This window comes from Sphingomonas sp. SORGH_AS_0789 (assembly GCF_031453055.1).
Taxonomy (GTDB): Bacteria; Pseudomonadota; Alphaproteobacteria; order Sphingomonadales; family Sphingomonadaceae; genus Sphingomonas.
Map to the genome: position 1 here is coordinate 3,548,327 of NZ_JAVIYV010000001.1, position 24,990 is coordinate 3,573,316.

21 protein-coding genes and 1 pseudogene are annotated in these 24,990 nt (G+C 66.3%); 11 read left to right on the plus strand and 11 right to left on the minus strand.

From position 1 onward, the window contains the following. Positions 1-9: 9 nt before the first annotated feature. The 7 genes from dacB to QE360_RS16080 all read right to left on the minus strand — a co-directional run bounded on the left by dacB (position 10) and on the right by QE360_RS16080 (position 9,577). Positions 10-1,434 (minus strand): D-alanyl-D-alanine carboxypeptidase/D-alanyl-D-alanine-endopeptidase, encoded by a 1,425-nt coding sequence (dacB, locus tag QE360_RS16050; protein WP_309703153.1) that lies wholly within the window; start codon positions 1,432-1,434, stop codon positions 10-12. Next, positions 1,431-2,315: a LysR family transcriptional regulator gene (locus tag QE360_RS16055; RefSeq protein WP_307098271.1), complete on the minus strand. Its 885-nt coding sequence runs from the start codon at positions 2,313-2,315 to the stop codon at positions 1,431-1,433. The genes dacB and QE360_RS16055 overlap by 4 nt, the downstream gene beginning before the upstream one ends. 9 nt (positions 2,316-2,324) lie before the next feature. After that, complete coding sequence (locus QE360_RS16060; protein ID WP_309703156.1) at positions 2,325-3,593, minus strand: dicarboxylate/amino acid:cation symporter; 1,269 nt, start codon at positions 3,591-3,593, stop codon at positions 2,325-2,327. Further along, positions 3,584-4,582, minus strand: a complete 999-nt coding sequence (gene dgcA, locus QE360_RS16065; RefSeq protein WP_309703158.1) for an N-acetyl-D-Glu racemase DgcA — start codon at positions 4,580-4,582, stop codon at positions 3,584-3,586. The genes QE360_RS16060 and dgcA overlap by 10 nt, the downstream gene beginning before the upstream one ends. Then, positions 4,540-5,586, minus strand: a complete 1,047-nt coding sequence (gene dgcN, locus QE360_RS16070; protein WP_309703160.1) for an N-acetyltransferase DgcN — start codon at positions 5,584-5,586, stop codon at positions 4,540-4,542. The genes dgcA and dgcN overlap by 43 nt, the downstream gene beginning before the upstream one ends. Positions 5,587-5,657: 71 nt before the next feature. Continuing rightward, positions 5,658-7,244, minus strand: a complete 1,587-nt coding sequence (locus QE360_RS16075; protein WP_309703162.1) for an amidohydrolase family protein — start codon at positions 7,242-7,244, stop codon at positions 5,658-5,660. After that, positions 7,241-9,577 (minus strand): penicillin acylase family protein, encoded by a 2,337-nt coding sequence (locus QE360_RS16080; protein WP_309703164.1) that lies wholly within the window; start codon positions 9,575-9,577, stop codon positions 7,241-7,243. The genes QE360_RS16075 and QE360_RS16080 overlap by 4 nt, the downstream gene beginning before the upstream one ends. Before the next feature lie 293 nt (positions 9,578-9,870). On the opposite strand from QE360_RS16080, the gene QE360_RS16085 reads away from it, so the two are divergent. The 3 genes from QE360_RS16085 to QE360_RS16095 all read left to right on the plus strand — a co-directional run bounded on the left by QE360_RS16085 (position 9,871) and on the right by QE360_RS16095 (position 16,396). Continuing rightward, positions 9,871-12,822, plus strand: a complete 2,952-nt coding sequence (locus QE360_RS16085; protein WP_309703166.1) for a TonB-dependent receptor domain-containing protein — start codon at positions 9,871-9,873, stop codon at positions 12,820-12,822. A 149-nt stretch (positions 12,823-12,971) separates the two neighbouring features. Then, entirely contained in the window at positions 12,972-15,239 is a 2,268-nt protein-coding gene (locus QE360_RS16090) for a penicillin acylase family protein (RefSeq protein WP_309703168.1), read from the plus strand. Further along, the gene (locus QE360_RS16095; RefSeq protein WP_309703170.1) at positions 15,236-16,396 is read left to right on the plus strand and encodes a serine hydrolase domain-containing protein; all 1,161 of its coding nucleotides are present in this window, start codon (positions 15,236-15,238) and stop codon (positions 16,394-16,396) included. Before QE360_RS16090 ends, QE360_RS16095 begins: the two co-directional genes overlap by 4 nt. A 183-nt stretch (positions 16,397-16,579) precedes the next feature. Here QE360_RS16095 and QE360_RS19150 read toward each other — a convergent pair. Then, a pseudogene (locus QE360_RS19150) lies at positions 16,580-16,985 on the minus strand (transposase); the annotation flags it as partial. Positions 16,986-17,457: 472 nt separating this feature from the next. On the opposite strand from QE360_RS19150, the gene QE360_RS16105 reads away from it, so the two are divergent. Further along, complete coding sequence (locus QE360_RS16105; RefSeq protein WP_309703173.1) at positions 17,458-18,426, plus strand: hypothetical protein; 969 nt, start codon at positions 17,458-17,460, stop codon at positions 18,424-18,426. Here the strand turns inward: QE360_RS16105 and QE360_RS16110 are convergent. Beyond that, positions 18,416-19,176 (minus strand): IS5 family transposase gene (locus QE360_RS16110; protein ID WP_309703175.1). Its coding sequence is split into 2 segments (ribosomal slippage): positions 18,416-18,843 and positions 18,843-19,176, totalling 762 coding nucleotides; the frame shifts between segments, so codons are not numbered across the junction. The genes QE360_RS16105 and QE360_RS16110 overlap by 11 nt on opposite strands. Before the next feature lie 497 nt (positions 19,177-19,673). Here QE360_RS16110 and QE360_RS16115 point away from each other — a divergent pair. The 5 genes from QE360_RS16115 (at position 19,674) to QE360_RS16135 (ending at position 21,702) form a co-directional block, all read left to right on the plus strand. Further along, positions 19,674-19,949: a phage integrase N-terminal SAM-like domain-containing protein gene (locus tag QE360_RS16115; protein WP_309703177.1), complete on the plus strand. Its 276-nt coding sequence runs from the start codon at positions 19,674-19,676 to the stop codon at positions 19,947-19,949. Then, positions 19,928-20,116: a hypothetical protein gene (locus tag QE360_RS16120; protein ID WP_309703180.1), complete on the plus strand. Its 189-nt coding sequence runs from the start codon at positions 19,928-19,930 to the stop codon at positions 20,114-20,116. Before QE360_RS16115 ends, QE360_RS16120 begins: the two co-directional genes overlap by 22 nt. Before the next feature lie 152 nt (positions 20,117-20,268). Next, a complete protein-coding gene (locus QE360_RS16125; protein ID WP_309703181.1) occupies positions 20,269-20,577 on the plus strand; it encodes a hypothetical protein in 309 nt (102 codons plus the stop codon). Between the two features lie 71 nt (positions 20,578-20,648). Beyond that, a complete protein-coding gene (locus QE360_RS16130) occupies positions 20,649-21,158 on the plus strand; it encodes a hypothetical protein (protein WP_309703184.1) in 510 nt (169 codons plus the stop codon). A gap of 52 nt (positions 21,159-21,210) precedes the next feature. Then, positions 21,211-21,702: a hypothetical protein gene (locus tag QE360_RS16135; protein ID WP_309703186.1), complete on the plus strand. Its 492-nt coding sequence runs from the start codon at positions 21,211-21,213 to the stop codon at positions 21,700-21,702. 216 nt (positions 21,703-21,918) lie between these two features. On the opposite strand, the gene QE360_RS16140 is transcribed toward QE360_RS16135, so the two are convergent. Beyond that, a complete protein-coding gene (locus QE360_RS16140) occupies positions 21,919-23,118 on the minus strand; it encodes an NAD(P)/FAD-dependent oxidoreductase (protein ID WP_309703188.1) in 1,200 nt (399 codons plus the stop codon). On the opposite strand from QE360_RS16140, the gene QE360_RS16145 reads away from it, so the two are divergent. Next, on the plus strand, positions 23,104-23,274 hold the full coding sequence (locus QE360_RS16145) for a hypothetical protein (RefSeq protein ID WP_309703190.1): 171 nt from the start codon (positions 23,104-23,106) through the stop codon (positions 23,272-23,274). The genes QE360_RS16140 and QE360_RS16145 overlap by 15 nt on opposite strands. Before the next feature lie 17 nt (positions 23,275-23,291). After that, positions 23,292-23,429 carry a hypothetical protein gene (locus QE360_RS16150; protein WP_309703192.1) on the plus strand — a complete coding sequence of 46 codons (138 nt, stop codon included), beginning with the start codon at positions 23,292-23,294 and terminating at the stop codon, positions 23,427-23,429. A 104-nt stretch (positions 23,430-23,533) separates the two neighbouring features. Here the strand turns inward: QE360_RS16150 and QE360_RS16155 are convergent, their stop codons facing one another. Beyond that, positions 23,534-24,784: a hypothetical protein gene (locus QE360_RS16155; protein ID WP_309703194.1), complete on the minus strand. Its 1,251-nt coding sequence runs from the start codon at positions 24,782-24,784 to the stop codon at positions 23,534-23,536. Positions 24,785-24,990 lie beyond the last annotated feature (206 nt).

The following is a 24,990-nucleotide window of genomic DNA, read 5'->3' on the forward strand; positions in this document are numbered from 1 at the left end:
AACGGGCGCTCAATTCGCTCCGGCGATCGCCACCAGCGCCGCGTCGATCGCCGGGGTCGCGCTCATGTCGCCCGGCATGTCGTTGGCATAGGCCGCGAAGGTCAGCATCCGACCGCTCGCCGCGATCATCGTGCCAGCCAGCGCATTGGCGGCGTTGAGCGTGCCGGTCTTCGCCATCAGCCGACCCGCCAGCGGCGTGCCGACGAACCGTCGCGCGAGCGTCCCGTCGGTGGCCGCGACCGGGAAGGTCGCGCGCCAGTCGGCGCCCCAGGGCTGCGTCTCCGCCCAGCGCAGCAGCGCCACCGTCGTGCGAGGGGTGACCCGGTCGTAATTGGACATGCCCGCACCATCGGCAAAGTCGTAGGTCACGCGGGCAATGCCCGCACGTGCCAGAACCGCATCGACGACGGCATGACCATCGGCGACCGAGCCGCTAGCCCCAAGTCGGCGTAGCAGCAGTTCGGCATGGAGATTCTGGCTCGTCTTATTGGTCTGGTATAGATCCTCGGCCAGCGGTGGCGGCGTCAGGGCCGCCAGTACCGGAATGGGTGCGGCCACCGCAACAGGAGCGCGGCCGCGGCGCGCGGGATCATCCGCGTCCGTCAAGGGCCGGTGACGCACGGCAATGCGCCCCTTCACCGTCACACCCGCCGCGCGCAAAAGCTGCGCGAACCGCCAGGCCGCCCGGTGAGCCGGATCGTCAACGCCCAGCTTCAGGACCACCGGAGTCGCCCCGGCCGCGAGACTGCCGGTCACGCGCAGCAGATCGCTGCCCGGCATGCGCTGGACCGACAGCGCGTTCCCACTACCGGCCTCACCGGTCGTCGCGGCGTTTTCGATCCGGTAATAGCCGTCCCCGACGACCTGGAGCGGTTCGCCCGGTGCCGTGGGGGACACGGTCAATATCGTGACATTGTCATCCAGGGTCAGCGCCGAGATGCCGGTGCCATAGACGCTGTCCATGTTATTCCAGCTCATCCCCTGCGGCCAGCGCTCGTCTGAGAATGCCGTGTCGTCGCCGACCACATCGCCCACGACACGCGTGCGTCGGGCGACCGCCGCCACCAATTCGCCCAAGCAGTCGACACGGCAATCGGGAGCGGAGGACAGGCGGGCATCGCCATGTCCGGCCAGGATCACTGTCGGTATGTGCTGCCCCTCCAGCCGGACGGTCGCCCCACCCGGCACGTCGGGTGTCGTCACGTCCAGCGTTGCGAAGGCGGCGGCGGTGGTGAACAGCTTGGTGTTCGACGCCGGGATGAAGCGCTCGTCGGGGCGCAGGGCGACGATCTCGCGTCCCTCGGCATCGACCACCACGAGCCCGATCCGCGTGCCCGGCGGCGCCTTGGCCAGCGCTTCGACGGCGGCGGGCGGCAGCGGCGCCCCGACCGGCGCGCCCGCCAGCAACAGCGGCAGCAACAGGCTACCCATCATCGGCGTTCGATCTCTTCGCTCAGCAGGGTCAGGAACTCGGCGGCCAGCATCGAAGGTGGCCGATCGAGCAGGTGGATGGCGTGGACGTCGAAGGTGATCGAGGGGCGAAGCGGCCGCATCGCGAGCCCCGGCGCCATCGACGCCGCCGCCGTGAAATTGTCGACGATCGCCAGCCCCACCCCTGCACGGACCAGGGCTGCGGCGATATAGAAGGTCCGCGCCACCACGATCTCGTCGAGGACCAGATCGTGCCGGTCGATTTCTTCGGACAGCAGCTTGCCGATCGGGCCGCTGCCCTTGAGCGAGATCAGCGGTCGCCCCACCAGTTGCGACAATTCCAGCCGGGGCGGCGCATCGGGCATGTCGCGTTCGCGGTAGAGGACGACCATCTCGCCCTCGCCCAGCCAGTCATGGGTGAGCGCCACGCCACGCGGCGGCTCGCTGGCGATGGCGATGTCGCTTTCGCGTTCATAGAGTTTGCGCAGCAAATCGTCGTGATGGACCGTCTGCAAGTCGAAGCGGACATCAGGACGCCGCGCGAGGAACCGCGAGACCGCATCGGGCAGCACCCCCAGCCCCAGGCTGGGCAACGCGGAAATGCGCAACGTCGTGCCCGCGCCCATGCGCAGGTTGCGCCCCGCCTCACGCAGCGCACGCACCCGCTCCTGAATATCGGCCACGTCGGCGAACAGCGCATGGGCGTCCTCGGTCGGTAGCAGCCGCCCGTTCGAACGCTGGAACAACTCGAACCCCAACAGGGTCTCGGCATGGCGGAGCGTCTTGGACACCGACGGCTGCGACACGTTGAGCGCCCGGGCTGCGGCGGATACCGAGCCGTTGACATAAACGGCGTGGAAAATCTCGATATGGCGAAGGTTCATGGGTGCAGCCTAGGCCCTGTCCTGTGCCTGTTCCACCATCGACCCGCGAAAACGCGCCGCGTCCAGTTCCCCCTCGGCGCGCGCAACCAGCGTGGCCACCGCCAGATTGGCCGAAGCGGATGGCACGGTACGCGTCATGTCGAGCAGTCGGTCGAACGGCAGGACCAACCCTACGACGAGGGCGGTCTGCTCCGCCCCCACGCCCACCGCAGACAACATCGCCGCCAGCATGAAGAGCGAAGCCGAAGGGACGGGTGCCGTACCGAAGGCCGCCAGCGCGCCGGTCACCAGCATGACGACGAGCATGGTCGCGTCCGGGACGATCCCCAACGCCTGCAACGCGAACTGGCCGAGCAGCCCGACATACATGGCCGTGCCGTCCTTGCCGATCGATGCGCCCAGCGGCAGCACCGTCGAGGCGACGCCGCGCGACACACCCAGATTGTCCTGCGCCACCCGCAGCGCGACGGGCAGCGTCGCCGAGGACGAGGCGGTCGAAAAGGCGACGATCAGTGCATCGACGATCCCCCGGAAGAATCGCACCACTGGCAACCGTGCGACGAGCCCGACCAGTGCGGCATGAACGACCAGCATCTGCATCAGCGACGCGATTATGACCGCCAGCGCAAGCCAGCCGACATGGACGAACAGCGCCGTGCCGTTCATAGCCACCGCCTGGGCGATCAGCGCCAGCACGCCGAACGGCGTCACCTCCATGACAGCGCGGACGATATGCAACAGTACCGCCGACAGCCCCTGGAGCAGGGCGACGACCGGCCGCCCCGCCTCGCCCGCCATCACGCTGCCGGTGCCGAGCAGCACGGCGACAAAGATGATCGCCAGCATTTCGCCGCGCCCCAATGCCTCGACGATGTTGATCGGCACGATCGACAGCAGTTGGTCAGCCGGCGTCACCGGCGCCCCGAGCGGATGGGGAACGACGTCCGCCAGCTGCATCCCCGCGCCGGGCCGCAGGATGAGACCCATCGCCATGCCGATCGATACCGCCACCAGCGTGGTCGCCGCGAATAGTCCCACCGTACGCAGCCCGATCGACCCCAGCCGCCGGGGATCGCCCAACGTCGCGATCCCGCCTGCGATGGTGACCAGCACCACCGGCACCACCAGCATCTTGATGAGGCGGACGAATAGCTCACCGACCAACCGGATCGCCCCGGCCCCTTCGGGCCAGAACAGACCGAGCGCGACGCCCAGCAGCAACCCGCCGATCACCCGCTGCCACAGCGGGATGCCGAACCACCCCCGGATCAGGCGCAAGCCGGCGCTCCCCAGAAACCGGGCGCGGGCGCCGTCAGAATGCCGCCCTCATCCCGCGCGCCGCCGGGACGATCGGCCGCCAGCCACAGCGGGCCGTCCAGATCGACGAAGTCCGCGTCGCCCGCCACCAGCATCGCGGGCGCGATCCCCAGCGACGAACACACCATGCACCCCACCATCACGCCGAACCCCCGCTCCCTGGCCTCTGCCGCCAGCGCCAATGCTTCGGTCAAGCCGCCGGTCTTGTCGAGCTTGACGTTGACATGGCTATAGCGCCCGGCCAGCCGATCGAGATCGGCGCGGGTGTGCAATGCCTCGTCGGCGCAAATCGGGATCGTCCCTGCCAGCTCGGCCAGTCCTTCATCCTCTGCGGCAGGCACCGGCTGTTCCAGCAGGTCGACGCGCTGGGCGAGCAGCATCGGCAACCGATCGGCGATGTCGGCCACCCGCCAACTTTCATTCGGGTCGACGATCAGCCGGGGCGTGAGCGCGACGGCACGGACCGCCGCGATTTGTTCGGCCGCGCCCTCGCGATCCACCTTGATCTTGAGAAGCGGCACCCGCGCCACCGTTCGGGCGACCTCCGCCATGGCCTGCGGCGTGTCGATACCGATGGTGATCGCCGAGGCGAGCGTCGCCACCGGCGGGAGACCCGCGAGCGCCGCGACGCTGGTTCCGGTCAGTCGCGCCTCCAAGTCCCAGAGCGCGCAATCCACCGCGTTGCGGGCGGCCCCCGCTGGCATCGCCCGGGCGATGTCCGCTCGCGTCGCGCCGCCCTCGATCAGGTCGCGGACCGCTTCGATGGCCGCGATCGCCGCCTCGATCGTCTCGCCATAGCGGGGATAGGGCACGCCCTCACCCCATCCTTGCGCGTCGCCCTCACGGATCGTCACCGTCACCACATCGGCGGCCGTCTTCACCCCGCGCGCGATGCGGAACGGCGCCCTTAGCGGGAAAGGGTCGTGACGAACGGCGAGGATGCGGCGCATGACGTTTCCAGCAGGAGGTCGACGATCGCCTCGGCACCGAAGCGATAGGGATCGGTGCAGGGCAGGCCCAGCGCATCCTCGGTCTCGGAACACAGACGCTGAGCGGCCGCTTCGTCGAGCTTGACGGTGTTCAGCGCCACGCCGACCGCACGAACGTCCGGGCTGGTCAGCCGGGCAACGCGCAGATTGGCATCCAGGCACTCGGCCAGCCCCGGCATCGGGAAATGCGGCAGGCCGCGCATATGCGGGCGCAGTGGATCGTGGCACATCACCAGCGCGGTCGGCTGTGCGCCATGGAGAAGGCCGGTCGAAACCCCTGCAAAGGCGGGGTGGAACAGCGACCCCTGCCCCTCGATCAGATCCCAGCCCTGGTCCGTGCGGGCCGGGGCCAGCGTCTCGATCGCGCCCGCGATGAAATCGGCGACCACCGCGTCGAGCGGCACGCCCTTCCCTGCGATCAGGATGCCCGTCTGGCCGGTCGCGCGGAAATCAGCCACGACACCCCGTGCACGCAGCGCATCGCGCAGGCAGAGCGTGGCATACATCTTGCCGACCGAACAATCCGTGCCGACGGTCAGCAGCCGGTTGCCCGTACGCCTACGTCCATTGCCGACCGGCAGTGTCTCGGGCGCGTCGCGTACGTCGAACAGGGTAACGCCCGCCTCCGCTGCCGCCGCGACCAGCACGGGCACGTCGCGCAGCCGCTGATGAAGCCCGCAGGCGATGTTGAGCCCGGCGCGGATCGCTGACAGTGCGTCGCCTATCATCCAATCGGGGAAACGCCCCCCCGGATTGGCAATGCCCAGCACCAGCGTCCTTGCCCCTGCGGCGCGTGCAGCAGCGGCATCCATCCGGGGCAGGCCGAGCGTGAACGGGCAGTCGTCGTGCCGCCATTCGCCCACACAGTCGTCGCTGCGGAAGGCGGCCAGACCGCGCGATGTCTTGAGGCCGATCTCGTCATCGGAATGGCCGAGATAGAGGAGGTAGGGGGCGGGAATGGTCATGATGCGAACATGATAGGAGCAACGTCCTAGGTGCCGCCAATCGCGCTCGCATCGCCGCCTATAACGTGCGGCTATTGGCCGCAGCCGCTGGGCCGGGCCCGCAGCAGCGCTCGTCCCGCCGCCACGCCGGTCGCCGCCCCATCCGACACCGCCCGTCGCCCGTTGACGAACAGCGCGGTAACGCCGACGCCAGGCACGCGCGGATGCATATAATCGGCGCGGGGCGCATAGGTTCTGGGATCGAGCACCACGACATCGGCAAAATAACCTCGCCGCAGATAACCGCGCTGCGCGATGCGGTACATGTCGGCCGTCGCGCCGGTCGACCGGCGGATGAACTGTGGCAGGGTGATCACCTTCCGCGCAACGACATAGGTGCGATAAAGCTGGGGGAAGGTCGCATATTGGCGGGGATGGCCGTCAGATCCGTCCGATGACGTCACCACCCAGGGCTGCTTCATGATCAGGTCGACGTCACGATCGGCCATGTTGAAGCTCGCCACGCTGCTGCCCGCCGGGCCGGTGCCCGTGGCATTGGGCGTGCGCAGGATGCGGATCGCCGCGTCGATCGGTGAGAGCCCCCATTGCGTCGCCATCGCGGCGAGCGTCTTGCCGCTCCAGGGCTGGCCCTGCGCGGTCAGCAACAGCGAATCCGCCCCACCCCGCCGACGCAGATTCTCCGCCATCTCGGTCTTCAACCGCGCGAGCGTCGCGGGATCGTCGAACCGGGCGAGCAGCTTGGGATAGCCGCCGTCCATCGCCCAGCCGGGCACCAGCGCGGCATCGACGCTCGAACCCGAGGCCAGCCAGGGATATTGGTCCGCCGTGACAGCCTGCCCCTTGCTGCGCGCCGCCTCGATCGTGGCGATCAGCGCGGGCGCCTGGCCCTGCACATCGACGCCCAGTGCCTTCAGGTGCGCGAAATGGACCGGCGTACCAGCAATCCGGCCGATCTCGATCGCCTCGCGGGTCGAGGCAAGAAGGCCGATCGAATAATGCGCCTCGTCGCGCTGGTGCGTGTCGTACATACCGCCGCGCTTGCCCGCTTCACGGGCGACCGCCGCTACTTCAGCCGTCTTGGCAAAGCTTTGCGGCGGATAGAACAGGCCGGTGGACAGGCCATAGGCGCCCTCGCACATCGCACGGGCTGCAAGGCGCTTCTCTTCCGCCAGTTCCGCGGCCGTGGGCGCGCGGGCATTCTGTCCCAGCACGCGCTCGCGGATCGCCCCGAAGCCGACGAAAGGCACGACATTGGTGCCGATCCCGCTGGCCTCCAGCGCGCGCGCATCCTTCGCCACCTCGAACGTACCATAGCCGTCGACGCCGATCACCACGGTCGAGACGCCTTGCGCCAGCCAGGGAAGATTGAGCCGCGCCTTGGCATCGGCCGAGCGGATATAGCTGTCCGGATGGGTATGCGCATCGATCAGGCCGGGTGCGACGATCAGCCCCCGCGCGTCGATCTCGTCAACCGCCGCCGTGCCGCGGGCGCGGCCGACATAGACGATGCGATCGCCCGCCAACTCAACATCGCCGACAAAGGGCGGCGTCTCGGCACCCGTATAGATGGTGCCGCCCCGGATCACGACATCGACGCGTGGCGTACTCGACGCCGTGGCGACGCACCAAACCAGGGCGGTCAGGACAAGACGCTTCATCTCGGGCTCCTCTCGGGTTGCAGGTGGGTGACGGTCGTGGTGACCGCGTCGACCGCGGCGCGACTGAACGGCATGGGCAGCATCTGGCCCGCACTCCACGGGCCACCCTGATCCTGCCGGTGCGGGGAGCGCGGATCGTTCGACTGGCCCGGCAGGTTGAGCATCAGCGAACGATCCCAGTCACCGACATCGATCACCTCGAGATAGCTCGCGCCGCCGCCAACCCGCCAGTCCGGTCCGTTGCCCAGCCAGCGGGCCATCACCGTAAAGCCATCGCCGCCGGAGCCGCCCACCTCGATCGCGGGGAAGGCCGCCGCGATCGCCGGAAGCCGCGCAAGCGGATGCGTGATCCGGACCCGGTGCAGCATATCCCACCGCCAGGCCTTGGGATCGGGCCCCAGCAGCTTGGCCGCTTCCGCCCAGCCGACGGCGAGCGACTCGTCGATCAGGTCGGGCCGGCCAGAGGCCACACGGAGCAGTTCGGGCGGCTCGATCGAGGAAATCAGGCTGCGCGCGTTTTCCGGGACCAGTGCGCCGAGCATCCGTACATTCAGCGCGCGCAGCACGATCTCGTACAGTGCAGCCGCCCCGCTCGCACCGTCGATCCGCGCATCCCAGCGCGCCAGCATCGCGACCGCCGCCGCCGCTCCGGGCGAAGGCTGGCCCGGTAACATCGCCTGGAAGCGCCGGGCGAGCGACGACGATGTGTCGTGCTGCAGCGCCACGCTGTCGGCCAGGCTGTGCCGGGTCTGCTTCGACAACATGTCGGCAATGCGATCATAGCGTGCGGGATCGCGGAACGAGAAGGCCGGGCTCCTTTCGATCGGCCAGCCTGGCGGCAGGTTGTTCTGGTTCGCGGAGGCGAACCAGCCGGCAGCGGGATCGAACACACCGGGCAAGGCACGGAAATCGCGCATCCCCACCCAGTCGTAACGGCCATCGCCCGGCACCGGCAGCAGGCCATGGCCGCGCTTGCGCTCCGGCCAGAAGCCGATGGCCTGCCACGCATGATGCCCGCGCACATCGGCATAATGGAAATTGGTGGGTGACGGGTGAAGCTTGAACGCCTCGCGCAAGCCCGCCCAGTCCTGCGCCAGGTTGATGGCCACCATCGAAAACGCACCCGATCCGCCCGGCTGCATTCCCACCGAGGCGATCGCAGTCGCGCGCGAACGGGCCGGATCGTGCGACACCACCGGCCCCTGCACCGCGTAACGGAGCACCGCCCGGTGCGGCGGCGCGTCCTTCACGGGAATGTCGATCACCTCCCGGTCGAACCGCTTCCAGCCGCCGTCATGGCGGTAACGCTCCGGATCGTCCGGATGGAGCTCCAGCACGAACAGGTCTTCCTGGTCGATATGGAAATTCGTGCGACCGAAGGCGAAACGGTCCGTATGGCCCTGCATGATGCCCGCCAGCCCCGGCGCCCCGCCGCCGATCACGTCGAGGCCGGGCGCGGTGAGATGGGCGACGTGGCGCGGCCCGAACCCGCCAATGCCCAGATGCGGGTCATTGGCCAGGATCGGACGCCCCGTCGCGGTACGGCTTCCCGCCACCGTCCACGCGTTCGACCCGGCATTGGTGGCGCTCAACATCTCGTCCCGCTCCCGGGTCGGCGTTTCGCGTCCGAACGGCAGCGGCCCAAGCTGCAACACCCCCATGTCCGCCTCGCTGACCTGTGCCGGGTCCAGTCCCTCCGGCACGGTCATCGCGATCGCGGGGCGCAGCGGGGCCACCAGCTGGTCGAGGTCGAGCCGCCCCATTGCCGCCAGCATGGCGCGGCGAATCTCGTCGTCGACATTGCCGACCGAGCCGCCCCGCGCCACCACCAGATCGCGCAATTCCCAACGCATCGGCATCACGCCCAGAATGCGATATTCCAGCGGCAGCAATGTCGGATCGCGCTCCACTTCGGCGATCCGGGCATTGATTCCCGCGACATAGCCCCGCACGCAGTCCAGGACCGGCGACGGGATGCGGGCCAGCTCCGCATCGAGATCGCCGCGATAATGGAACAGCCGAGCCTTGGCGTCATACGTCGCGAACGCCGCGCCGAACGCCTCGGCCATCCGCCCCATTTCCCGGCGATGGGCGAAGTCGATCTGGAACAGCCGGTCACGCGCAACGACATAGCCCTGACCGAAAAAGGCGTCCGCCTTGGTCTGCGCGCGGATATGCGGGATGCCCCAGCCATCGTCCACGATCTCGATCGGTCGCGACAGGCCGGGCACCGTCGCATAGGCGGTCGAGCCGACCGGCCGGGCGATCCCTCGCCAGGGCGCAAGCGCACCCAACGCGGTGGCGCCGAGCAGGAATGTACGGCGAGAGACCATGGCTTCCCCCTTCTCGAACCATGCGGTGTGTCGGATCATCCCGTGGCGCACCCTCCGCAAACTCGGTGATGCCCCTGTCGACAGGACGGCCGGTGCCAGACCATAGGGCGGCCCGACGCGCGTGCAATGCCGCCATAATCCAAGGCTATGGCCCACCCAACGATCGGTAGTCGGACGACCCTTGACCTGGGTCGCGTCTCGCCTGCACCATTCCGGAAGCACGGATCAGCGAAAAGATCATGACCGGCCGCAGGGAGATCACGCTCCAAAGATCGTGAATAGGGGGATTGCATATGACCGACGGATCTCGGCGCCGTCTGATGAGCGCCGGCACGGGCCTGACAGCCTTGTCGATGGCGCTTGCCTTCCCCGCCTTTGCCCAGACGACGCCGTCACCCGGCGCGACCCCGTCCCCACCGGACATAAACGGGACGCAACTCGACCCGGACGACATCACCGTCACCGGCACGCGGATCATCCGCAGCGGGTTCCAGTCGCCGACGCCGCTGACCGTGGCGACGCAAGAGGATATCCTCAACACCTCACCGACGAACAACATTGCCGATTTCGTCAACCAGCTGCCCGCGCTGGCAGGCTCCACCCGCCCCTCCAATTCGCGGCTGGCGATCAGTTCGGGCCTGGCGGGCATCAACGCGCTCAACCTGCGCGGACTGGGCGAGATCCGCACGCTGGTGCTGCTCGACGGGCGGCGGACGGTGTCGTCCAGCGTTACCGGTCTGGTCGACGTCAACACCTTCCCCCAGGCCTTGGTAAAGAGCGTCGAGATCGTCACGGGTGGCGCATCGGCGGCCTATGGATCGGACGCGGTCGCCGGGGTCGTCAACTTCGTGCTCGACAAGAAATATCAGGGCATCAAGGTCCTGGCCGACAGCGGGATCACCGAACGGGGCGATGGTGCTAATTACTCATTCAGCGCCGCCGTCGGGACGACCTTTGGCCGCGATGATCGCGGTCATCTGCTGCTGAGCGGCGAATGGGCGCATCGCGACGGCATCTTCCGGGTCGACCGCGCATGGAACGCGCGCGGCGTGGTCCGGATCACCAATCCCAATTACACCAACACCAATGGCCAGCCGCAATATCTGATCCGCCAGCCGGTCGGCGTCTCCAACACGACCCCCGGTGGCATCATCCTGAATTCCAGCGGCGGCGTGGCGAACCGGCTACGCGGTCTCTATTTCGGGCAAGGCGGCGCAGCGAGTCAGTATCAATATGGCGCGCTCAGCTTCCCGGCGCCGGGCGGCGCCACCGCCCCCTCGCTGACCCAGGGCGGGGACTGGCGCGTCAACGATCAGGGCCGCAATATCGGCCTGGATGCGGACGACGATCGCCGGGGCGCATTCGGCCGGTTGAGCTACGAAGTCGCCAATGGCGTGACGCTGTTCGCCGAGGCATCGTACAATTGGCAAAAGACGCTGTTCAACGCCGGGCCGCAATCGACGACCGGCATCACCCTCACGGCGGCCAATCCCTATCTGCAGGCCGCCCTGGCCAATGCGGTGTCCGCCGGGCTCATCACCTCGGCGGAGCGGTCCGCCGTCACCTCGGTGACGGTCGGCAGCACCGCCGTCGACCTGCCCTACCGAAAGAACAACAGCAGCCGTGACGTTCAGCGTTACGCGATCGGCGGCGAGGGTGAGTTTCAGGCATTCGGCCACACGGCCTTCTGGAACATCTACGGCCAATATGGCGAAACGAATGCGCATGAACAGCTGCGCGATATCATGAACACCGCCAACATGGCCGCAGCGACCGACGCGGTCGCCGCACCGGCGGGGAATGCGCTGGGTGTGGCAGCGGGCACGATCGTATGCCGATCCTCGCTGACCGCGCCGACCAATGGCTGCGTGCCGCTCAACCGGCTGGGCATCGGCGTCGCGAATCCGGCCGCGATCGACTATGTCCTGGGCGATCCCTATCGCGACCAGAAACTGAAACAGACGGTCGCCGGTGCCAATCTGTCGATGACCCCGTTCGCAACCTGGGCGGGCGACGTCAGCGTCGCGGTAGGCGGCGAATATCGCCGGGAGTCGGTATCCGGCTTCGTGCCCAGCCAATATCAGACCGGCTGGTCCGTGGGCAATTTCCTGCCCACCTTCGGCAGCTATCACGTCAAGGAAGCCTATCTCGAAACGGTGGTCCCGCTGGGCCTCGGCCTGGAGTTCAACGGCGCGGTTCGCGGGACCAACTATTCCACCTCGGGTTACGTCACCACCTGGAAGCTCGGCGCGACGTGGCAGCCCATTCCGGACATCCGCTTCCGCGCCACCCGTTCACGCGACATCCGTGCCCCCAATCTCAGCGAGCTGTACGCATCGGGCACGTCGCGGACCAATACGCTGACCGATCCCGCGACCGGGCGGACCACCGTCACCTTCCGCGAAATCACGACGGGCAACCCCAATCTGCGGCCCGAAAAGGCCGATTCGATCTCGATCGGCGTCGTGCTCCAGCCCCGCTTCCTTCCCGGCTTCTCGGCCTCGGTCGACGGCTTCGACATCAAGCTGAGAGACGCGATCGGGCAATTCTTCGCACAGGACATCATCAATCGCTGCTATGAGGGGCGCAAGGACTTCTGTGCCGCCTATGGCCCCGATCCCTCGGGCGACCGGGAGCTGTTCTTCCGGGCCAGCCCGTTCAACTTCGCGCGACAATGGGTGCGTGGCATCGACTTCGACGCCAACTACCGCGTGCCGCTGAGCGACCTCGTCCGTCAAGCCCCCGGCGCGGTGACGCTTCACGGGCTGGCGACGCGGTATATCCACAACATCACCGACAGCGGCGTGCCGAACGTGGTGCCGGTCGACATCGTCGGCCAACTGAACGGCACCAGTCCGCCCAAATGGATCTATCGCTTCAACCTGGCCTATGACGATGACGGCTTCTCGGTCACCGGCACGGCGCGCGGGGTGAGCAGCGGGACCTATGGCAACAACTACATAGTCTGCAATGGCAACTGCCCGACCGGGCGCCCCGCCGCGACCGTTTCGCAATTCCCGACGATCGACGACAATTCCATTTCGGGCGCGATGTATCTCGACCTGAACCTGACCGCCAAGATCAAGACGCATAGCGGAGGTCGCGCCGAGCTGTTCCTGAACATCACGAACCTGCTGGATCGCGATCCGATCCTGTTGCCGGAAACCGGGCTTGCGGCGAACAGCACCTATTCAGACCTGCTCGGCCGCGCTTTCCGGGTCGGCATCCGGTTCCAGACCCGCTGAGCCGGCGCAGCGGAGCGTTCACGGCGGCGGGATCGCCGTGATCCGTCCCCGCCGTCCCCCTCCCGTCCGGTGCCGCCATCAGGCCGGCAGGGTGGGCGGCGCGACGACGGCACGAAGCGAACTGCCCGATCCAGGAAAGGAGGAAAGCCGTGCCGCTGCGGGCATCCGTAACCATCGCCGACGACGAATGGGGCGTGCCGCATATTCGCGCATCCTCGATCCCCGATGCGTATTTCGGTCAGGGCTATGTCGTCGCCCGCGACCGGCTGTTCCAGATCGATCTCCAGCTGCGGCGCGATCTGGGACGGCTGGCGGAAGCGTTCGGCGCGCGGTTCGTGCCCCATGACCATACCGCGCGCCTGCTCCTCTATCGCGGCGACGTCGAGAGCGAACTGACGGGGCTTCCCCCGGACGTTTTCGCTTGCGCCCGCGCCTATGTCGACGGGATCAACGCCCGCATCGCCGAGCTGGAGGGCGACCCCTCTCTATTGCCGCCGGAATATGACGTGCCGAAGCTGCAACCGCTGCGGTGGGACATTGCCGACCTGGTCCGCGTCCGCCGTGGCGACATGGGCAGCGTTACCGACGAAATACGGCGGGCCCGGCTCGCAACGCTTGGCCTGCTAGACCTCGACACGCTGGTCGCACCGCTGGCCGGGGACCGCACGCCCCAGCTACCCGAGGGGCTCGATCTGGCAGCCGTCTCTCAGGCCGATCTGGGTATCTTGGGCGAGACCGAAGAGCCGCTGCCGTGGAGCGGCACCTCACCTGCCGGTTACGACCCGGTCGAGGACCGCCTCGACCGCGATGCGCATGGCAGCAATGCTTGGACAATCTCGTCTGCGCGGTCGGCCACCGGTCGCCCGATCCTGGCCAATGATCCGCATCTCGGTATCGGAGGCTTTTCCCCACGTCATCTTGCCCATCTCACCGCCCCGGGTTTCGACGTGATCGGCGCGGGGAGCCCCGGCATGCCTGGCATCATGCAGGGCCATACCGACCATTATGCGTTCGGGCGGACCAATTCGCATATCGATCAGGAGGATCTGTACATCCTGGAGCTGAACCCGGACGATCCCGAATGCTATCGCCATCGGGGCCAGTGGAAGCGGTTCGCAAGGGCGACCGAAACGATCCGCGTGAAGGACGCCAATGACGTGGCGGTGACGCTCCGCCATGCCGAACACGGGCCGGTGCTGCTCCACGATCCCTCCCGCCTGCGTGCCACGGCCATGGCGTCGGCCTCGCTGCTTCCCGGTGCCAACATGACCTTTGCCATCATCGCGCTCAACCTGGCAGGGAACTGGGACGAAATCGCCGAGGCCGCCCGGCTGCACGTGGCACCGACCAACTTCCATTATGCCGATATCGACGGCAACACGGGCTGGCGGTTACTGGGCCATGTTCCGATCCGTAACCAGGCTGACGGCCTGCTGCCGGTGCCGGGCGACGGACGCCATGACTGGCAGGGTATTCTTCCCGCCGAGCAGATGCCGACGCTTCTCAATCCGGCGCAGGGCTGGTTCGCCTCGGCCAACCAGTTCAATCTTCCACCGGAATGGTCGTCGACCAAGGGAATGACGAGCTTCACCTGGAACGCGCCTTATCGCTACGACCGGGTCGCGCACGTGCTCGGTGAAGCCGACCGTCATTCCGTCGCCGACAGCGTGGCGTTACAGCATGACGATCTCTCGCTGCCCGCGCAGGCCCTTCTGCCGTTGCTGCCGAAGGCGCTCGACGGCATGGCGGGGCGGGCGGCAGCCATGCTCAGCGACTGGGATGCCCGGCTGGGTGCGGACAGCGCCGCCGCCGCTTTGTTCGAAATGCTGTGGATCGAACTCGGCAAAGCCTGCCTCGCCGCGATCGTGCCCGACAGGGCGCGCGAGTTGGTGACATCGATCGATCCGCGAGCGATGCTCGCGCTGCTGACTCATCCCGATACGCGCTTCGGCCCCGACCCTGAGGCAGCGCGCGACGCTCTGCTGGCGAAGGCGCTCGGCCGGGCCTGGGAGACGGCGTCGGAGGCGTTGGGCACCGATCCGGCCGCCTGGCGTTGGGGTGACATTCACCGCGTCGTCCTTCGCCATCCCCTGTCCGGCTTGCCCGCGATCGACGCCGCGCTACCCGTCATCGAGGGCGGGCGGTCCGGAGGCGACACCTTCACCGTGATGGCGCGCGGCTATGTCGCCACCCGCGACTATCATGTCAGTCACGGCGCGAGCGTCCTGATGGTCTGCGATGTCGGCGATTGGGATCGGAGCTGTATCCTGACCCTGCCCGGCCAGTCGATCGATCCGCGCTCCCCGCATTACCGCGACGGCTATGCGACGTGGGTGGCCGGTCGGCCCCGCCCCTTTCCATTTGGCAGGAAGGCGGTCGACGCACATATTCGCCAGGTGACGGAGCTTCACCCATGACGATCGACCGGCGGCGCTTCGTGCAGGGGATGACCGTGGGGGCAATATTCGCCCAGGCTGTCGTTGCCCAGGCACGGCCGCCACGCTTCGCCGAAGCCTTTGATGAAATCCAATCCTGGGTCGGCAAGGCCTTTCCAGGCGCGGTCGTCGCGATCGGTCTCCATGGTCGGCTGGTGGCGCTGCGCAACTTCGGGCGGATGTCGTCCGCGCCCGATGCGCCGCCCATGCCCCGCAATGCGATCTTCGATCTCGCCTCGCTGACCAAGGTCGTCGGTACGACGACCGCGGCCGAGTTGCTCTATGACCGGGGGCTGCTGGACCTCGACCGGCCGGTGATCGACTATCTGCCGACCTTCGCCGGTACGCCCGGGCATGAGCGGATTTCCGTGCGTCACCTGCTAGGGCACAGCTCGGGCTTGTTCTCCACGGATCTTCTCTGGCGGCATAGCCGCAACCGGCAGGAGCTGCTCGCCCTGATCGATCATATGCCGGTCGCATGGACACCCGGTTCGCACTATCAGTATCGCGACGAGAACATGATCCTGATGGGCGAGATCGTCGCGCGCCTATCGGGCAAGCCGCTCGACCGCTTCCTGCACGACGCTGTGTTCGGACCGTTGGGAATGAAGGATACCGGCTTCAACCCGTCCTCTCGCAACCTGCCCAGGATCGTGCCCACCGAGCAGGACAAGGTATTCCGGCACCGACTGATCCGGGGCGAGGTGCATGACGAAAATGCCTATGTGCTGGACGGGGTCTCCGGGCATGCTGGCCTATTCTCCACCGCGCGGGACCTCGCAAAGCTGGCGGAACTCTATCTTCGCGACGGCAAGGGCCTGTTGAAGCCGTCCACCATCGCTGCCTTCACCACTCGCCAGGCCGAACCGCCGGGCACTTCGCGCGCTTTGGGATGGGACATGCCCGATGCCTCCGGTAGCTTTGCCGGGCCGCGCGCCTCACCCGACGCGCTGATCCATACCGGCTTTACCGGCACGTCCATCTATATCGACCGCAAGCGCGATGCCTTCATCATTCTGTTGACCAATCGCGTGAACCCCACCCGCGACAACAAGCGCATCGGCGAAGCGCGGATCGCGATCCACACCGCTATCCTGGCGGCGATCGATGGACTGGCCCCCCAGCGCCACGTCGGTTGATCCCGGACGATCGCTCATCGCATGATGTGCGACATGTGCCATCGCATTTGCCGAGATTATCGGAAGCGGGCGACGTCGCGAACCTCCCCGGCCAATATGCCTTTCACAAGGAGGCACTTAAGGCATGAGGTTCCCTCCAGTGTCTCATCCAGTCTGAGGGGGGGAACATCCGGCGTTTATTCGGCGGCAATCCTGGCCGCCTTTCCGATACAGTGGGTGAGCACGTTCGTGGTTCGCGCCCCATCCTTCCCCGCTCAGCAGGATGCGCGGATGCCGCCGTGGGACGCCCGAACATGCGAGACGGTCCCGCGCCCGTCCGGCCATCAGAGCTTTGTTGTCAGAACATTCTGCGAGATATGCCTGTCGAAACTCAGGTCCGCGACGGCTGTTTCAGCGTCCGGTTCTCCTCCTCGCGTTACCTCACGCGTCGCAACCCACCAGCCTCGAGCCCGCCGTACCCCTTTTTCCAGCGATAGAATGTCTGCTCGGAAATCCCCATCGGGCGGATGACCTTGATCACCGGCGTGCTGGTTTCTGCCCGGTTCAGCGCAAAAGTGATCTGCTCTTCCGAATACCACGACTTCCTCAGATCCCAGATCCTTGCCCGTATATTTCAAAGGGCCGGTAAAGTCCTGCTCAGATCGGTCTAAAAAACGGGATGCATGTCAAAGGGTTGACCCCCAGCTTTCGGCTCAGCGTCGCGGACTGATCTTGACCTTCCGCACCGCTTCTCGGGTAGGATGAATTAATGTGTCATTCCCGTGACAAACTCGTCCCATCGGGCGTTCTTCCATTTCAAGGAAGGTATCAGACCGCGATTTCATGAGATCATATACAGCAATCAATAAAAATCGTATTTAGCCAATCACTTGGCAATCATGATACATCCAACTGCACGCGTCCACGGAAAGGATAAACCAATAAGCAGAATTTAACTAACATATGACATTGACGCGCATATGGTTTCCGCATCGCCACTTCGTAGCGTGAGCATTGCTTCGGCCCGCTCCGGATCGGGCAACCTCCACGCGCCCGTTCGCCCGCTGCCTTGATCGAAACCCATGTGGACCGCTCTCCATCTTGCGCTGCTGGCGGGTGCCGCCACGCCGTCCGGGGCGACGGAATCCGCGCGCACAGTGATCCGGCGCGATGTGATCGATCTGCGGGACTTGCCCGCGCGCTCCCGATTGTCGGCCCTGACCGTCGACGTGCACGGTCGAGCGGGCAGCGGCCACCTGCAGCCCTGGGTGTCCATGGCCGTAAACGGCGTTGTGATCGCGCGGACATGGCTGGGGCGTCAGGACAGCGTCACGCTGCGCGCCAATGTGGACGAACGCCTGCTGTCGATGCGCAGCCTGGTCGAAGTGGCCGCCTATGTGCCGCAATGCGAGACTTCCTATTGCCGCGCTCTGGCCGCTTCGGTGCGCGTCGTCGGCCCCGTGCGCCAAGACTATGATGCCGCCCGCGCCGACGCAACCTTCGCGCATCTTGCCAGCCGCTATCGGGCCGGCCTGACCCTTTTGCAGGGACCGGACGTCGATCAGGCATTCGGCAAGCTGGTCCGCAATGCCCTGGCGCCTAGGGCCCGTCCGTTCGCGGAAGGCGGGGGGCTGGTCTATGTCTCGCGACAGCAGCCGCCCGATTTTATCGCCCCGATACGCTTCGATCTCGGCCCGGTGAGCCTCGTCCGTCAGGATGGCGTCACGGTCATCCCGCCGGACATGCTGGACAGGCTGACCGTGGTGCAGGTGCTGCGGACCGGCGACCACCCGGTCATCTGGGTGCGCCCAGGCCGGGACGTGCCGCGCGAGCTGGATCTGGACAGCGGCGACATCGGTATTTTCGGACCATCGGGAAGGTTAATGGCCTTTTCCTATGCCAGCGATGCGCGGACCCTCCATCCCGCTTATGGCCCCGGCGTCGATGCCGACGGATCGCAGCGGACGAAACGGATCTGGCGCTGGCTCCTCCTGATCGGCTGGGCAGCGGCCAGCGTCGGTCTGGGCCTAGGCTCAGGACTCATTGATTGATCCAGAAGATGAAGGATGCGGCGAGGGCGATGGCCGACATGAAGGTGTGTGCACATCGATCGTAGCGGGTGTGAATGCGCCGCCAGTCCTTGAGGCGGCCGAACATGTTCTCGATCCTGTGACGCCGGCGGTAGAGTGCAACATCATGCGGGATCGGCGCCTTGCGGCCCTTGCGTGACGGGATGCAGGCAGCAGTTCCACGGGCGGTGAGCGCTTGGCGGAACCAGTCGGCATCGTAGCCGCGATCGGCGAGCAGAATGGGAGCGGGCGGCATCGCGTCGAACATGAGGGCAGCGCCCTTGTAGTCGCTCACCTGCCCTTCGGTGAGCAGCATGACACGCGGGCGTCCACGATCGTCGCAGACGGCGTGCAGCTTGGAGTTCAGGCCGCCCCTGGTGCGCCCGATACATCGGGAAAGAGCCCCTTTTTGAGCAGGCTGGCTGCCGTCCGGTGCGCCTTCAGATGCGTGGCGTCGATCATCAGCTGATCCGGTGGTCCGCCCTCGGCTGCCAGTCCGGCAAAGATGCGGTTGAACACCCCCATCCGGCTCCAGCGGATAAACCGGTTGTAGATCGTCTTGGGCGGACCATAAGCCGCTGGCGCATCCCGCCAACGCAAGCCGTTACGGATCACGAAGATGATGCCACTGACGATCCGCCGGTCATCCACGCGCGGCACGCCATGCGACAACGGAAAATACGGCTCAATCCGCTGCATCTGCTTGTCCGTCAGCCAGAACAGGTCACTCATCGGCGGCACCTCCACCGCCAATGAATCAACCCGCCACCGATCATGCAAGCTATTTAATAGGTCCTGAGCCTAGTCTAAAGGTAGAAGTGTAGCTGCAACAAGCAATCTGTTTATTGGCCTGAATGACAGACGCGAGCGGTCCCGCACCAGCAGGTGTCACAACCGAGCGGTTGTGACACCTGCCAAGCAGCCGCTTTTTGCCTCCCGCAGTTGAAAGCGGCATATCGGCAAACGGCCCATTCTGCGGCACTCCGCGATGACTGCGGTCGGGTAAGTGCTGGGCGTCGGCTTTTAAGAAAAGCTGCCGCTCGAAGCGCAGCCGACCAACGGCGCATTGTGGTCGTTAGCGGCCGCCCTGCCCTTCACCTTGATGACCCACAGCACGAAGCCGCTGCGCGGCACTGGTGCTGGTGGTGAGGCAACGCGTCTGCGCTGAGGTTTTGCCGTGCGGCAGCGGAGGCGGACGATGGGGTTCCTTCAACATGAGGAACCTCGCCATGACGACGTCACCGACCCAAGCACCCACCACTCCGCTGCGCCAGCAGATGCTCGACGACATGGCGATGCGTTCGATGCGGGCGCGAACCCAGCATGACTATGTCCGCCACGTCCGCGCCTTCGCGACGTTCCTGGGTCGCTCGCCCGACACGGCGACCGCCGAGGACGTGCGGCGCTTCCAGGTTCACCAGCGCGAACACGGCACCAGCGAGTCCGTCATCGGCGCTACGGTATCGGCGCTACGGTATCGGCGTTGCGCTTCCTGTTCGGGGTAACGCTCGACCGGCCGGATCTGTCGCGCAAGCTGGTGCTGGCGCCGCGTCCCCGGAAGCTGCCCGATGTGCTGAGCGTCGACGAGGTCGCACGACTGCTGGAAGCAGCGCCGGGCATCAAATACCGCGCGGCACTCGGCGTGGCATACGGCGCTGGCCTGCGCGTGTAGGCGGAACCCGTTAACGAACCAAGTCCCGCCGTGCAGGAATGACGTTCGGATTGCTGCAACATGCGGCAAGCTGGGCGGCTTATGACTGCACAATCCGCGATATTTTGAGACGCTTACCTCTTCAGCAGCGACAATCTGCTGGAGGAAAGAAAATGAAGCGACGCCGCTTGCCGTTGGTGTTCCGCCTAAGCGCCGTCCTGCTGTTTACCGCCCTGATCGCCGGACAATGGTGGCAGCGCCAGCCCGCCGGCAGCATCGCCGACTGGGTGCCCGCCATGGCCGAGGTGTATTGCCCGGCCGCCGCGATCCATCGCTCGGGCACCATCGCGGACAGCGCCCGCACGCTCGATAGCTGGGCCTATGCCGTGATCGGCAACGCCATCTTCCGCGATGGCCGCGACCGCTGCCGCGTGAAGAGGGGAGGATCGGCCGGGGCCGAGCGAAGCCCTGACGAGCAATGAAAATCGAAGGGGCCTGAACCGGACCAGCCGGTCCGGGGATCACGCACGTCCACAAAGGTCCCATGTCTCTCATGATCCACGATGTTTTGCCGACCGCCTCGGTTGCGCTGATGAACTATGCCCTCGCAGCCCTCGGCTGCGACGAACCCGCGCCGCTCTTCGGCAACTCCGGCTTGCCCGGTGCGGTCGAATGCCTCGACCGTAACGTCATCGTCGCGATGACCCCCATCACCGAGCCAATGTTCGATCAGGCGCTGCTGCGTTGTGCAGCGACGCGCCGTCGCGATACGCTGTTGATTCGGCACGGTTTTCACCCCGAGACGATCGACCCGGTCCGCGTCGACGTCGCGCTGCGGTCGATCACCGGCCCGCTGCTGCTTACCGACCTCAGTTTCTTTCGCGACCGCGACCAGGGCCTGCATCTTGTGCCCGCTCGCGGCGGGCTGTCGGTGAAGCTCGGCCGCCACGGGGTCGAGATCGGCACCCGGCTGCCCTGGAACTGCCTGTGGGACCGCGCTGCCGGACTGGAGTGCGCCGCCGCCGAGATCGTGCGCGCCTGCCGGAGCGAGAACCAGGTTTGAGATGAACGAGATGATGAACGGCCCCGATGCGGGGATGAAACAAGGAGATAGAATGATGACCATCACGACCTTCGAAGCCGCCGTCACCCGCGCCATCGTCAAGCTGCTGCTCGGCAGCCGCAAGCTCAAGCCCGGCGTCGTCATCACCGGTGGCGATCCGCTCGGGATCGAGGACAAGATCGAGATGGGCCGCCATGCCGTGGAAACCAGTTCCGATCTGCTGCATCTCGAATTTCGCAACTGTCCGACCCCGGCGCTGACTGGCATCGCGCTGTTTCTGCCGCGCGATGGCCGCTGCCACATCCAGAGCGGCTGCCGCCTGTGGCTGTCGAAGGCGGGCAGCCGCGGGCTGATCCTGCCGCAGGCCCATGTGCGTGGACATTTCCGTCTCGCGCCGCGCGAGATCGTGCACATCGACAGCAAGCCCGCAGACGATCTGAGTGAGGGCATCGAACGCGCCAGCACGTGGCTGACCCGGCAGGTCACGCGGCCGGACATCCAATATGACGCCGCGCAGTGCATGCTGTGGGCGCAGGCCGCCTGACTGATCCGGGTCGAGCTCTATCACCCTATACGGACAAGCCAGCGAATTCGGACAGCCGCGGATATATTTTCTCCGTCTGTGTCCGAATACGCCGTCTTGCGCGTATAGGGTATGAGAAAGCCCTTTCTTCCCTCGGAGCAGCGGTCGTTGTGAGCGATGGCCAACGATTGGTCGGAGACCACACGCTGCATTCGTCCATTCCGATGCGCGGGCTCGCTAACCGAACAGCGGCTTCAGCGGATTACCGATGAGGCCGCTGACCATGGCCGCCTGGATGCGGGTGGCTGGCCAGAGCTTCGACAACGGCCCGACGATGCGGTCGCGCACGAAGGGGATCGCCCGGCTGTCGGACTGGTAGACGGGGGTGAACAGCGCGGTCAGCGCCTGGTACAGCTGGACATGCCGCCGGCGCATCGCGATCGCCGAACCGAGCGCCGCTGCGACATCCGGTGATCGCCGCAAGGCCAGCGCCACGGCATAGGCATCGAGTAGCGCCATGTTCGCGCCTTGGCCCAATTGTGGGCTGGCCGAATGCCAGGCGTCGCCGATGTGGATCATGCCCGCCTCCGCAGGCGTCGATAACGTACGATGTGCATAATGGGCGAAGGTGAGTTGATCGGCTGATCGGATCTGGTCGAGCAATCCTCGCGTTGCTGGCCATAGTGCGGATACCTCGGCCTTCCAGACGTCGAGCCCGGCCGTCCTCCATTCTGCCAGCCGATCCGCGCGCAACGACCAAAATAGCGCGGCCTGTTGGCGCGGGGCGCCGGGAAACCGCCCGACGGGCAGGACGCCGACCATCACGCTCGCCCGCCGATAGCGTTGTTCGAGTGCGCCGGGATCGAAACCGGCATCGGCGGGCCAGTCCAACGTGCCCCAGAGCGCGCCATAGGCCAGTTTGCGACCGCAGGGCGACGCCAGCGGCGTCCGCGTGCCGAGCGCATCGACGATCAGGTCGAATGGCCCGACGCGGCGACCGCCCTCAAGCAGCAGGAACCGGCGGTCGTCTGCTGCCAATTCGCTTCCCGTCACCGCACAGCCGGTTTCGATCGCGATCCGCTCGGCAGCGACGGCCTCATGCAGCACGGCGAACAAAGTTGCGCGGTGGACGCCGATGCCAAACCCTGCGCCTTTGCCGAGCGCGGCATAGCGAACGTCGAGTATGACCCGTCCGCTGCTTCCTGCCTCGCCGTGGAGGCGATCGATGCGCGCACCGTGGTCGAGCAGCGCGTCGGCCAGCCCGAGTTCGCGCAGGACGGCAAAGCCGGTCGGCTGGATCATCAGCCCCGATCCCACCGGGCGGGGCACATCGAACCGCTCGAACAGCGTGACATGGTGGCCGTCGCGATGCAGCAGCAACGCCGTTGCGAGACCCGCCGGGCCACAGCCCGCGATGGCGATGTGAAGACGCTGCATCGCGCCAGCCTAACCAAGCTCGGGCGTGACGACATCCTCTTTGATGCTGGTGATGGCCACGGACCGCTCGATGCCGATCGCGTTCATGAGGCGAGCGTCGTGGCTGACCACGAGCAGCGCTCCGTCGAACCGTTGAAGCGCGCGTTCCAGACCTGACACCGACCGCGAGAGAGATGGATGTCGAGCTTGGCTGGTCGGCTGCGCTGTCGCCCACCTCGTCGCTGCGGCTCGGCATCGCCCATGCCTTCGATGCCGGCCACGTCGCCGGCGCGCAGGACACCGCAGGCTTTCTCAGCCTGACCCTCCGCTGATCCCCCATCACCACAAGGACATAGCCATGTACGACAGAATGAAATTCGCAGCGGTTGCAGCCGGACTGCTCACCTTCGCCGCACCCGCCTATGCCGCCGATCCGTCAACCATGGACGTGGCCGGCATTCGGCTCGGCGACACGCCGCAGCAGGTGAAGGCGGCCCTGCAACAGGCCGGGTACAAGATCACCGAGACCCGCAAGACCGAATCCTTCGCACAGCGCGTCGCGGTGGAAGTGGCGAACCGCAAGGGCGCGGCAGCACCCAATTCTACCTATGCGGGGATCAGCAACATCAGCCGCCTTGCCATAGTTGACGGAGAGCTGATCGAACCATTTGTCGAGCTTGACGATGTCCGCCTTGGTAACCCGCCACATCGGCGTGCCGGGCGGCAACGACTTCTGCAGCAGCACGGCGGCCCAGCGGATCTGGCGCAACGTCTGTTCGCCGACGCTGTCCTTCTCACGCTTGCCGCCCTTGCGATGCTCCAGCAGGCGGGGCGTTGTGGCGATCATCCGTTCCGCCGCCTCGACGGGGGTGCAATGCAGCCAGTCCTCTGGCACCCCCGGAGCCGTACCGACCGGCGCAGGATGAACGCCAGCGACGGTCAAAGGCGACGGCTGCGCCGGTGCAGGCGTGGCCGAATTGCCAGGCGCCACCGTCCTGGGTGTGGCCGCACTTCGAAGCTGCGCCTCTGCGGCGGCATAGGCGTCGCGGTAGGCCGGATAGAGGGCTAGCTCCAGCATCCAGCGCAGCCGGTCATCGACCGCAAAACCGGCGGCGGCAAGATGGCGATCGATCTCGTCCTGCCGGATCGGGTCGATCCCTTGCTCCTCCCGCATGGCGATGATCGTGCGCAGGTCGGCGATCCGCTGCGCGCTCCAGCCCTCCGCCTGCAACTTTCGCTCTTCGGACGGCAGGAAGGACACGCGACCGCCCTGGTTCTTCAGCCGCTCGGAAATAGTCGACGAACGCCAGATTGGCGGCCGAGTGGGTCTCGACATCGTACGGCGTCGATCGCTGCAGGGTGCAGACCTCCGCCAGCCGCTCCTCGTACATCGCTTGGCGATCGCCTGGAGCTCCTGCTCGGTGATATCGGTCTTCTGCCTGGCCCGCCTGTCGAGCATCTCCAGCACCCTCGGCGTCACCGCCGTGAGCGCCGCCCCCATGTTGCGCGCTGCCTTCCGGTCGGTGGTCCGCAGCGACAGCCGGACATCTAGGGTGCCATTATCCAATAAACGGTGAATTCGGCGCCACCAGAAAATATGCCCGCGCCGATATACATGCTGAAGACAGTCCAAAACCGCGGCCTTCCCGGCCAGCGCATTGGCACAATCCGATGCACAATTGTGCATGTGCCAACGGCCGACCCTGATAGTCAGCCAGCATCTTCAAACACTTAGCAGCCAATTGGCTGGGATTTCAGGCAGATGGCTGGGGCGGCAGGATCCTCACTTAAGAATCCCTTGCCTCCGCCAAGTGACTGACTTTCAACGCATTCGCGAAACGCCAATGACGAGTGGTTACACTCACTGGCGTCACTTACTGGTATCGTACACAC